Source organism: Elioraea sp. (genome assembly GCF_022842375.1).
GTDB lineage: Bacteria > Pseudomonadota > Alphaproteobacteria > Acetobacterales > Acetobacteraceae > Elioraea_A.
The window spans coordinates 31715-42008 of record NZ_JALHPR010000011.1 but is presented as its reverse complement, the minus strand read 5'-3'; the positions used below and the strand labels follow the sequence as shown (position 1 = coordinate 42008).

At 70.4% G+C, this 10294-nt stretch carries 9 protein-coding genes; 6 read left to right on the top strand and 3 right to left on the bottom strand.

What is annotated here, in order from left to right:
* The first annotated feature begins 142 nt into the window (after positions 1-142).
* From Q0C38_RS11375 to Q0C38_RS11355, 5 genes are all read left to right on the top strand, one after another.
* Positions 143-1156 carry a radical SAM/SPASM domain-containing protein gene (locus Q0C38_RS11375; RefSeq protein WP_291297208.1) on the top strand — a complete coding sequence of 338 codons (1014 nt, stop codon included), beginning with the start codon at positions 143-145 and terminating at the stop codon, positions 1154-1156.
* A 28-nt stretch (positions 1157-1184) separates the two neighbouring features.
* Entirely contained in the window at positions 1185-1460 is a 276-nt protein-coding gene (locus tag Q0C38_RS11370; RefSeq protein WP_366937258.1) for a PqqD family peptide modification chaperone, read from the top strand.
* On the top strand, positions 1457-2065 hold the full coding sequence (locus Q0C38_RS11365; protein ID WP_291297207.1) for a hypothetical protein: 609 nt from the start codon (positions 1457-1459) through the stop codon (positions 2063-2065). Before Q0C38_RS11370 ends, Q0C38_RS11365 begins: the two co-directional genes overlap by 4 nt.
* 110 nt (positions 2066-2175) lie before the next feature.
* Positions 2176-5160, top strand: a complete 2985-nt coding sequence (locus tag Q0C38_RS11360; protein ID WP_291297206.1) for a S8 family serine peptidase — start codon at positions 2176-2178, stop codon at positions 5158-5160.
* A 15-nt stretch (positions 5161-5175) separates the two neighbouring features.
* The gene (locus tag Q0C38_RS11355) at positions 5176-5529 is read left to right on the top strand and encodes a DUF1622 domain-containing protein (protein ID WP_291297205.1); all 354 of its coding nucleotides are present in this window, start codon (positions 5176-5178) and stop codon (positions 5527-5529) included.
* A 9-nt stretch (positions 5530-5538) separates the two neighbouring features.
* Here Q0C38_RS11355 and Q0C38_RS11350 read toward each other — a convergent pair whose 3' ends face one another.
* Positions 5539-6270, bottom strand: coding sequence for a Crp/Fnr family transcriptional regulator (locus Q0C38_RS11350; protein WP_291297204.1), 732 nt, complete (start codon positions 6268-6270; stop codon positions 5539-5541).
* A 108-nt stretch (positions 6271-6378) separates the two neighbouring features.
* On the opposite strand from Q0C38_RS11350, the gene Q0C38_RS11345 reads away from it, so the two are divergent.
* The gene (locus Q0C38_RS11345; RefSeq protein ID WP_291297203.1) at positions 6379-6948 is read left to right on the top strand and encodes a thioredoxin family protein; all 570 of its coding nucleotides are present in this window, start codon (positions 6379-6381) and stop codon (positions 6946-6948) included.
* 27 nt (positions 6949-6975) lie between these two features.
* On the opposite strand, the gene Q0C38_RS11340 is transcribed toward Q0C38_RS11345, so the two are convergent.
* Both Q0C38_RS11340 and Q0C38_RS11335 read right to left on the bottom strand, forming a co-directional pair.
* The gene (locus Q0C38_RS11340; protein ID WP_291297202.1) at positions 6976-8325 is read right to left on the bottom strand and encodes an AarF/ABC1/UbiB kinase family protein; all 1350 of its coding nucleotides are present in this window, start codon (positions 8323-8325) and stop codon (positions 6976-6978) included.
* Between the two features lie 16 nt (positions 8326-8341).
* The gene (locus Q0C38_RS11335) at positions 8342-10198 is read right to left on the bottom strand and encodes a M3 family oligoendopeptidase (protein ID WP_408870025.1); all 1857 of its coding nucleotides are present in this window, start codon (positions 10196-10198) and stop codon (positions 8342-8344) included.
* Positions 10199-10294: the final 96 nt, after the last annotated feature.

The following is a 10294-nucleotide window of genomic DNA, read 5'->3' as shown; positions in this document are numbered from 1 at the left end:
GCGCCGATGCACGCGATTGTGCGGTGAAGCCGCAACGGCCTACACTGTCGCCTCCGCACAAGCCGCCCCCGACGATGCCGACGTTGACGATTTCCCGATCATGACATTCCCGCGCCGGGACGATGGCGCCGAGAGAACCACGATGCAGCCCGCCTTCGCGAACCCCGTTCTCGAAACGCCGCCGAAGATCTCCATCTCGATCACCGAGGCGTGCCCACACGCCTGCGCGCACTGCTACAGCGATTGCGCCCGCGCACCGAAGGCGGGCGAGCTCTCGATACCCGCCTGGCGCCGGGTGATCGACGGTCTCACCGAGGAAGGCTTCATCCAGGCCTATTTCGAGGGCGGCGAGCCCTTCGCCAAGCCAGGCTTCCTCGACCTGATCGAGACGACCGCGCCGCGGATGATGACACTGGTGCGCACCAAGGGCGCCGGCCTCGACGCCGCCGTGGCTGACCGGCTTGCCGCCGCCCGTGTCGGCCGCGTGCTGGTCGACCTCATGGGGGCGGATGCGGCGACCCATGACGCCACGGCCGGTGCCGCGGGCGCGTTCGACCAGGCCATCGCCGCGATCGGCCATTGCGTGGCGCGCGCCATCCCGGTCGACGTGCTGGTGGTGCTGACGCGCAGCACCGCGCCGCAGCTCAACGCGATCCTCGCCCTCGCCCACGGGCTCGGGGCTGAGCGCGTCGGCATCCTCCGCCTCTACCCGCTCGGCCGTGCCAAGGCGATCTGGGGCGGGATCGCCCTGCCGCTCGCCGACCAGATGGCGGCACTGGCCGCGCTGGCGCCGCCACCGGGGCTGAAGGTGATGCAGTCCTGGCACCCGCGCGACCAGAATTGCTGCTGGCAGGCGGCCGCGCTCAACGCCTTCGGCGACATGATCGGCTGCCAGTATCTCCGCGAGTACGTGAACTACGGCAACATCCGCGACCGGCCGTATCTTGACGCCTGGCGGAACGATCCGCTGTACAAACAGATTCGATCCGGCAACGTCGAAGCCTCCTGCCCCGACTGCAGCGGCAGCCAGAGGAGCCATGGCGGCTGCCGGTCGACCGCCTTCGCCTTCCACGGGCGCTGGGAGGCGCCAGACCCGTTCGACGTGACGCTGAACGATGGGGTTGACCTTGCCGTCCTTCCCGACCGACTGCGTTAGTGCAGCACCGGGGCTGCGGCTGAGGCCGGTGCCGGAGATGGGCACCTGCCTCGCCTATGACCCCGACCGCGCGCGGCTGCACACGCTGAACCCGACAGCGTGGCTCATCCTGTCGCTCTGCGACGGCCGCCCGCGCGCCGCCATCGCCGCCGAATTCGCCACCACGCTGCGCGGACTTGCCGGCCCTGCGCCCGAGCAGGGCGCCTTCTCGCGCGGCCTCGCACGGCTCATGTCTCTCGGCCTCGTCATCACCGGCTCACCGCAGACCCGCTCTTCCAGCCCTCAGAAGGAGACAGCACCATGACCGACAGGATCACGCCACGCGAGCTTCTCGCCCGCCTCGGCGCCGGCGAGCCGCAGGCAGGCGAGATCGTCTCCGAGGTGCGCACGGAGGCGGCGCTGCCGTTCTTCCACGAGGGCAGCGGTGCACCGGCTGGCGGCATCACCGTCACCGGCTCGCTCGCGGCGATCGTCTCCGTCACGGCTGAGCTCTCCTGGCAGGGTGCGGCCGCGGTGCAGGACTGGCTGACCGATCCGCTGCCCGACGGCTCCCTCGGCACCAACGAGACCGAGCTGGGCGAGTTGATTTCGGAAGGCCTCTTCGCCGACAGCGAGCTCGCCGGCACCGCGCGCTATCTCGGCACCTTCATCGTCGCGGGCCAGGCCAAGCGCAGCGTGAAGCTGCTCATCGGCCTCACCCGCCCCGTGTCCGAGGCACAGTACGCGACCGCCTGGGCCAAGGCGCTCGCTGCCGCCAAGGGCGCTGATCGCGCGCGGTTCGACCGCATCCGCTCCGTGCTGGCGATGCTGCTCGACGAGGAGAACGTGAAGGTCGAGAGGCTGCTGCTCCTCTCCGGCGTCGGTGACCTGATCGGCCACTCGATCGCCTCCGGCCCGGCCGGCGGCTGATCGGCAAGGACGTGACGGAGACGGAGCAACGACCTCGGCGCCGGCGTGTCCCACCCGTCCCGCCGCGCGGCAAGCCGCGCGCGGGCGAGGTGTCGGCGCGCGGCTACAGCATGTCCTTCTCCGGTCGTGTCGCAGCCCTGCTCGATGCGCTGGCCGACGATGCGATGGACGAGACGGTGCGCGAGGGGCTCGCTGCACTGGAGGAGTACGCGCGGAAGGCGAAGATCTCGGCAACGCCCGAGCGCCTCGCCTTCCGCCGTGCCGCCGAGGCGCGCGCGGAGGGCCTCGTCACGCGGTTCGACCGCCAGCGCCCCTTCGCCGGCGTGCTGCTGCATTTCCTCGGCCAGAAGGCGGAACTCGAGGCCCTCGGCGCCGAGGTCGCGGCGCAGGCGGGCGACATCTTCGTCGCCTGGGTCAACGTCACCGGCCTCGTGCGCGTGCTCGAGCACCCTGCCACCGTGCGCGCCGAGCCTGGGCGTACGTGGCAGGCGGCGGCCACAGCCGTCGAGGTCGCGCGGGTGCACGCGCTTCCGCCGCACGGCATGGCCGCGGGTGGGCTGACAGGCGCGGGCACGATGATCGGGGTGGTCGACACCTTCATCGACGTGCTGCACCCCGATTTCCGCAACGCGGACGGAACGACGCGGCTTGCCTGGCTGCACGATCTCTCATTGCCGCCACGGGCGATTCCCGGCGCGCCAGCCATCGGCGCGCGCTACGAACGCGCCGAGATCGATGCGGCGATCGCCGGCCTCGCTGGCGGAGCACCGCCCACCGGCGCGCTCGACCATCTCGTCCGCGCGCGCGACCTGCCGCTTGCGCCGACCGCAGCGGGCGAGCGCCGTGTGCTGCAGACGCATGGCAGCGCAGTTGCCGGCGTCGCTGCGGGCGGGGGCCTGCTGCCGGCGCGCACGCTGCCTGGCATCGCACCCGAGGCGACGCTCGCCTTCGTCGCGGCGGCCGGGCAGGACGAACGACGCTTCGGCAACGAGGCGGCGATGCTGGCCGGCGTGGCCGACCTGTTCGCCACCGCAACACCCCTCGTCCCCTTCGCCGGTGTCGTGGTGAACCTCTCCAACGGCGACAATCTCGGCCCGCATGACGGCGACCTGCTCGGCGAGCAGTTCCTCGATGCGCTGCTCCTGCTGCCTGGCCGCGCCCTCGTCGTCGCGGCCGGCAATGAGCACCTGCTGCGGTTTGCCGGTACCCCGCCCGTGCCGATGCCGGCGCACGCGGTGGTGTCCGATGACGGCACGACGCGGGATGTCGGGCTGGCGCTCGAGTTCGCGCCGGGTTGCCTGTTCGCCGAGACCGCCGAGCTCTGGTTCGACTGCGCCGGCCCTGCTGCCGTGACCATCACGGGCACCCTCGCCGCGCGGACGATCGGCCCCGTCACCGTGCGCGAGTCGGACGGGACCGTTGCGGTCCCGGTCACCCCACCCGTCCTGCCCGCGGGCTTCACGGCCGAAGCACGGCTCGGGCCTGAGCCGGGGGGGCCATGGTGCCTCTCGCTCACGCTGCGCCCGGCCCCTGGGATGACGCTGCCGCGCGGCACGTGGCGCTTCACCGTGCATGCGGCGCGTGGCGAGGTGCATGGCTGGGTCGACCGCAACAACCGCGCGCTCCGCCGCTGGCTCGGCACACCCGGGGCCGATGGGATCGCTGGCGGAACGACGCTGAACGTTCCCTCGACCGCGCGCCGGGTGCTTGCCGTCGCCTCGCTCGATGCCAGGCCGCTTGGGCAGATGATGACGGTCTCGGACTATTCCGGCCGCGGCCCCGTGCGCGGGGACAGCTTCCCAAAGCCAGAGATCGCCGCGATCGGCGCCTTCGTCACCGCACCCTCGATGCGCGGCCTGATCACCGGCGCCTCGCCCGTTGCGTCGGGCGGCGGCACGAGCTTCGCCGCCCCGCAGGTCGCTGGTGCCGCGGCGCTCTACTGCGAGCGCATCCATGCCGCGACAGGCCTTGCGCCGGCAGCGGCCGATATCCGCCAGGTGCTGTGCGAGACGGCCAGCCGCGACGGGTTCGTGCTGCCGGCAGGGGCGCCAGGGCCCGATGCGTCCGGCTGGGACCCGGCGGCAGGCTACGGCGCGCTCGACATTGCCGCGATGGTCGCAGCCGACACGGACGCGATCGGGGCCGATCTCTGGCTGCAACGAAACGCCGGCGATACGGGCGCGGAGCCTCTGGTGGCGGAGGACCTCTGCGCCAGCCCCGCGATCACGCTCGCGGACGAGAAGGGGCGCCCGGTGACCGACCTCGGTGCCGCGGAGGGACCGCTCGTCGTCACGGTGCGCTACGGCAACCGTGGCGATGCGCCGGCCCGCGATGCGCGCCTGCTGCTCTGGGCGGCCCCGCCGCTGCTCGCGGCCACGCCGCCGACCCGCGACCGGCCGGGCCTGTTCACCCTGATCGGCGAGGCCAGGCTCGGCGACGTCCAGGCGCGCACGCAATCGAACGTGACAATCGCCTGGACCAAGCCCGATCCGGCGACGCCGCACCTGCTCGCCACGCTCGACAGCCCCGATGATCCGCTCAGCGCCGACGAACCGATGCCGGCGCGGAACAATACCGCCGTGCGCTCGCTTGCCACGGCGCGCACGGCCGGGGCCGGCACGCGGCTTCGGCTTCTCGTCACCGGCAGCGAGGATGAGGATGGGCTCGTGCTGCGCGCGACCGGCGCGCGCACGCTCAGGCTGGTGTTGCCGGCACAGGCACTGCCGCTCAACCGCGCAGCACTCTACGAAGGGCCCTGGGGCATGCGCGAGCGCCCCTATGCCGGCACGGCCGACGAGGCGCTCGACCCAGCGCTGCGCACACGCGATGAGGCGAAGGGAGAGGCAGCCGTCACGGCACTCACGGGCGCACTCGGGGCGAGTTCCTTCACCCTCGCGCACGGCATCGCGACACTCGATGGGCGCGATGGCATCGTGTTGCCGCGGCTTCGGCTCGCCACCGGGGCAACCCTCGCGCTTGCGCTCACCGCCGGTGCGGGGGCGGAACGGCTCGCGGGTCTCATGCTGTCGGGCGGGCGGCGCGTTGCCGCGTGCAACGTCAGGATGAGTAGGGCTCCCAAACGGCACGCTGGCTGAAGGTATCGATCGGCAATGGACAGCCACGCAATGCCGGAAGCCCTCGAAGCCGTGGTGGTCGCCGCTGCCTCATGGCTCAAGCTCGGAATCGAGGGGGTGAGTGTCGGGATCGTGCTCGTTGCGGTGGCGATCGCGCTCGCGCGCCTCGTGCTGCCCGGCGGCGGAGCCGCGGCATCGCGGATCGGGCTCGCGCGCGGCCTCTCGCTCGCCCTCGAATTCCAGCTTGCGGCCGATATCGTCGGCACGGCGATCTCGCCGGACTGGGAGCAGGTCGGCAAGCTCGCCGCCGTCGCCGCGATCCGGACGTTCCTGAACTACTTCCTGCAGCGCGAGCTCGCCGCGGAGGAGAAGGCGGGAACGAAGGTCTGAACCTGGAGTCTAGCCTGGGTCGCGACCGCCTTCGGCGAGGCTGCGGATGGACGCCTCGTCGCGCAGCGTCACGCGGCCGGGCACGAGGGTGACGAGGCCGCGTGCCTCCCACGCCTTCAGCGTGCGGTTGGCACTCTCGCGCGAGGTGCCGGCCATCTCGCCAAGCTGCTTCTGCGTCACCGCCACGGAGGTCAGCCGCTGCACGGCCGACAGCTGGAGCAGCGCACGGGCGATCCGCGGCCCCGTCTCCTGGAACATCAGCGCCTCGACCTGCGCCGAGGTCTGGCGCAGCCGCTCGCACAACACCTCCATCAGCGCGAGCGCGAGCGTGCCGTTCTCGGCAAGCAGCGGCAGCATGTCGCGCCGTTCGAGCAGCATGACCTCGCCGTCGGTGTCGGCCACCGCGTCGGCCGTCCGCGCATGGCCATCGAGCAATGCGATCTCGCCCACCACCTCGCCGCCGCGCACAAGGTTCAGCACCCCGTCGCGCCCCTCGCTCGACGGAACCGACACGCGGATCCGTCCCTTCACGACGACGAGCAGCCCTGTGCCCGGGTCGCCGCGCCTGAACAGCGTCTCGCCCTTCGCCATGGGGCGGAGATGCGCGAAGCCCGCGAGGCGCGTCAGCGCCTCGGCGGGCAGGCGGCGGAGCAGTGGCGTGCGCCCGAGCAGCGCGGCACGGTCGGCGAGAGATGCCGCCTCATGCGGAATGGCGGCGTCGGCGCCGTGCGGTGCGGCCATCGTAGCTAAGCCCCCGGATTCTGCCAGTTGACGTCACGGTTGCATTTCCGGGCAGCAGCGCAACCCGGTTTCCACTATGCTGCGCGCGCGCATCGCAGGAGGCAAGCCATGACACTCGCGGACGTGGACACGATCAGGCCAGGAAGCGGCGCTCCGGCGTTGATCGCGCCCGATTTTCTCCTCGCGGCGACCGACGGGCGCAGCCTCCGCCTGGCCGACATTGCCGGCCCGCGCGGCACCGCCATCGTGTTCATGTGCAACCATTGCCCCTATGTGAAGGCGGTGCTCGACCTGATGATCCGCGATGCGCGCGACCTTGCCGCCATCGGGGTCGGCTTCGCCGGCATCTGCAGCAACGATGGCGATGCCTATCCCGAGGACGGATTCGCAGCGATGCAGCGATTGGCGCGAGACGCAGGCCTTCCCTTCCCCTACCTGCATGATCCGTCGCAGGACATCGCGCGCGCCTATGGTGCCGTGTGCACGCCGGACTTCTTCGGCTTCGATGCGAGCGCGCGCCTCGCCTATCGCGGCAGGCTTGACGCTTCGCGCACCGCCGTGGTGCCGGGTGCGCGGCGCGAGTTGTTCGAGGCGATGAAGGCCGTCGCCGCCGGCAAGCCGATCCCCGCCCCGCAGCACGCGAGCATCGGCTGCAGCATCAAGTGGAAACGCGGCTGACGCCCCAGGCAGCAGCGCAACAACGCCTCAGGCCGCAGCCGGCACTCCGGCGCCCGCAAGTGCGGCCTGCTGGCGTGCGGCCATCGTCGCTGGGTCGAAATCAGCGATCAGGTCGTGGAACATGCGGTGCCAGTTCAGCTCCGCCCCCAGCCGCAGGAACACGCTGCCGAGCCCGATCGCGGCACGGTCCATCAGCACGAACTCGCGCGGCGGCTTGACGCCGCCGATCCGCTTGAGGCCGGCATGCACCTCCTCGGCGACGCGGCGGCCGAACTGCGGATCGTCGCTCTCCTGGATGCGGCGTGCGCGGTCCTGCATCAGCGGTTCGTAGAGGAATTCGGCCCAGAGGTTCAGCACCGCCATCTTCTCGCGGTCGAGGTTGGTGAAGCCCCAGGTCTCGTAGGCGTGGTAGGCCTTGTCCTCGTCCTTGTCGCGCACCGCCTCGTAGAGGTCGATCACGCCGCGGATGAAGTGCGGCTGGAACACGCGGATGCAGCCATAGTCGAGGAGGTTCACCCCGCCATCGCCGCGCACCTGGTAGTTGCCGAGATGCGGATCGCCGTGGATGACGCCGTAGCGGTAGAGGGGAACGTACCACGCCTTGAACAGGTTCAATGCGATCTCGTTCCGTTCCGCCTGGGGCGGATCCTCCTCGAGCCTGCGCATCAGCGCGCGGCCTTCGAGCCAGTTCATGGTGAGAAGCCGCGTCGTGCAGTAGCCCTCGATCGGGACCGGCACGTGCACGTTCGGCTCGCCCCCGAGCATGGCGCCATAGAGGCGCATGTTCGCCGCCTCCCGGGCGTAGTCGAGCTCCTCGCGCAGCCGCTCGGTCAACTCCTTGTAGATCTCGTCCTGCTGGATGGCGTTGTCCATCCGCTTGTAGACGGCCATCGCGAGCTTGAGCTGCCGGAGATCGGCTTCCACCACGCTCGCCATGTCCGGGTATTGCAGCTTGCAGGCAACGGCGCGGCCATCGGGCAGCGTCGCGCGATGCACCTGGCCGAGCGAGGCCGCGGCCGCCGCCTCGCGGCCGAAGCTCGCGAACTTCGTGCTCCATTGCGGACCGAGCTCGGCCTGCATGCGGCGGTTCACGAAGGGCCAGCCCATCGCCGGCGCGTTGGCCTGAAGCTGCGCAAGCTCGGCGGCGTATTCGGCGGGCAGCGCATCGGGGATCGTCGAGAGGAACTGCGCGACCTTCATCAGCGGGCCCTTCAGCCCGCCGAGCACGGCCTTCAGGTCCTCCGCATGCCCGACCCGATCGGTCTTGACGCCGAACAGGCGCTCACCCGCCACGCGTGCGGCGATGCCGCCGACAGCGCCGGAGGTGCGCACCACGCGCCGAAGCTGGCCGAAGATCGAGGCTTCTTCCGTTGCCATCCTGCAATGCTCTCCGTCAGCTCTGGGAAGGCATCGCTGCCTCGAGCTCGTCGATGAAGCCGCTGATCACGTCGAGCCCCTTGTTCCAGAACGCGGGGTCGGACGCATCGAGGCCGAAGGGAGCCAGCAGCTCCTTGTGGCGCTTGGTTCCGCCCGCGCGCAGCAGGTCGAGATACTTCTCCTGGAAGCGCGGATGGCCATCGCGGAACACGCCGTAGAGGGCGTTGACCAGGCAATCGCCGAACGCGTAGGCGTAGACGTAGAAGGGCGTATGGATGAAGTGGGGGATATAGGCCCAGTACATCCGGTAGTCGTGGGCGAAGGTGAAGGCGGGGCCGAGGCTCTCGGTCTGCATCTCCATCCAGATCGCGGCGAGTGCATCGGGCGTCACCTCACCGTTCCGGCGCTCGGCGTGCACGCGCTGTTCGAACCGGTAGAAGGCGATCTGCCGCACCACCGTGTTCAGCATGTCCTCGACCTTGCCGGCGAGCAGCACGCGGCGGCGGCGGGCATCGGTCTCGCCGTCGAGCATGGCGCGGAAGGTGAGCATCTCGCCGAACACCGACGCCGTCTCGGCGAGCGTCAGCGGCGTGCCCGACATCAGGTAGCCGTTCGGTGCCGCGAGAACCTGGTGCACCCCGTGGCCGAGCTCGTGGGCGAGCGTCATCACATCGCGCGCGCGGCCATGGTAGTTCAGCAACAGGTAGGGGTGGGCCGAAGGAACGGTCGGGTGCGCGAAGGCGCCCGAGGCCTTGCCGGGCTTCAGCCGCGCATCGATCCACGGCCCCGTAAAGAATTTGTCGCCGACATCGGCGAGCTCGCCCGAGAAGCCGCGATAGGCCGAGCGCACGCGCGCCACCGCATCGGGCCATGAGATGAGCGTATCGTCATCCTCCGGCAGCGGGGCGTTGCGGTCCCAGTACTCGAGCTTGGGGAGGCCGAGCCAGCGCGCCTTCAGCGCGTAGTAGCGGTGCGACAGGCGCGGGAACGAGGCGGTGACGGCGGAGACCAGGGCCTCGACGACCTCGTCCTCGACCATGTTGGAGCGGTTGCGGAAGCTCTCCGGCTTCCCGTAGCTGCGCCAGGTGTCGATGATCTCCTTGTCCTTGGCGAGCGTGTTGGTAATCAGCGCGAAGAGGCGCGCATTGCCGGCAAGCGTCGCCCCGATCGCCTTGGCCGCTGCCTCGCGGCGGGACCGGTCATGATCCGAAAGCCGGTTCAGCGCGTGGCTGAGCGTCAGCTCCTCGCCGTCGATGGTGATGCGAAGCCCTGCCATCGTCTCGTCGAACAGGCGGCTCCAGGCCGAGCGCCCGGTGACCTCCTTCTCGTGCAGCAGCCGCTCGAGCTCATCGGCGAGCTGGTGGGGGCGGAACACGCGAAGGTCGCGCAGCCACGGGCGGAAGCGGGCCAGCGCGGCGGCCGAGAGCTTCGCCTCGAGCACCTTGTCCTCGATCCGGTTCAGCTCGAGCGAGAAGAAGATCAGGTGCGAGCTGATCGTCGTCACCCGCTCGTTGCAGCCCTGGTAGAACTTCCCGATCTCGGCCGAGGTCGCGTCCTCGGCGAACAGGAGCTGGGCGTAGGACATCACCTTGCCCAACGTCTCCTCGATGCCCTGATACTCCTCGATCGCGGCAGCGAGGTCGGCACCCGACAGGGAAGCGAGCCTGCCCTTCACCTTCGCCGCGAACGCCTTGGCCTCCGCCTCTGCCTTGTCGAGATCGGTGGCGACGGCAGGGCTATCGGGCCCAGGGTAAAGGTCGGACAGGTCCCAGGAGGGGAGCTGTTCGACCCCGGCTGAGGTAATGGCGGCGGCTGCGGGCGCATCTGGCGCGGTGGTGATCGGGAAATTCGGATCGCGAGTGGCGTCGGGCACGATTGTTTCCTAACTCTGGGTTGCCCTGGCCTTGTGGCAACGATGAGGGATATGGCACCGGAAGAGCCTGGGGCAAGTTGAGACGACGCGCCCTCG

Bases quoted from the DNA above. Each gene is read 5' to 3' on its own strand.
- Q0C38_RS11375 (WP_291297208.1), top strand. From the start codon at position 143: ATGCAGCCCGCCTTCGCGAACCCCGTTCTCGAAACGCCGCCGAAGATC.
- Q0C38_RS11365 (WP_291297207.1), top strand. From the start codon at position 1,457: ATGACCGACAGGATCACGCCACGCGAGCTTCTCGCCCGCCTCGGCGCC.
- Q0C38_RS11360 (WP_291297206.1), top strand. From the start codon at position 2,176: ATGTCCTTCTCCGGTCGTGTCGCAGCCCTGCTCGATGCGCTGGCCGAC.
- Q0C38_RS11355 (WP_291297205.1), top strand. From the start codon at position 5,176: ATGGACAGCCACGCAATGCCGGAAGCCCTCGAAGCCGTGGTGGTCGCC.
- Q0C38_RS11350 (WP_291297204.1), bottom strand. From the start codon at position 6,270: ATGGCCGCACCGCACGGCGCCGACGCCGCCATTCCGCATGAGGCGGCA.
- Q0C38_RS11345 (WP_291297203.1), top strand. From the start codon at position 6,379: ATGACACTCGCGGACGTGGACACGATCAGGCCAGGAAGCGGCGCTCCG.
- Q0C38_RS11340 (WP_291297202.1), bottom strand. From the start codon at position 8,325: ATGGCAACGGAAGAAGCCTCGATCTTCGGCCAGCTTCGGCGCGTGGTG.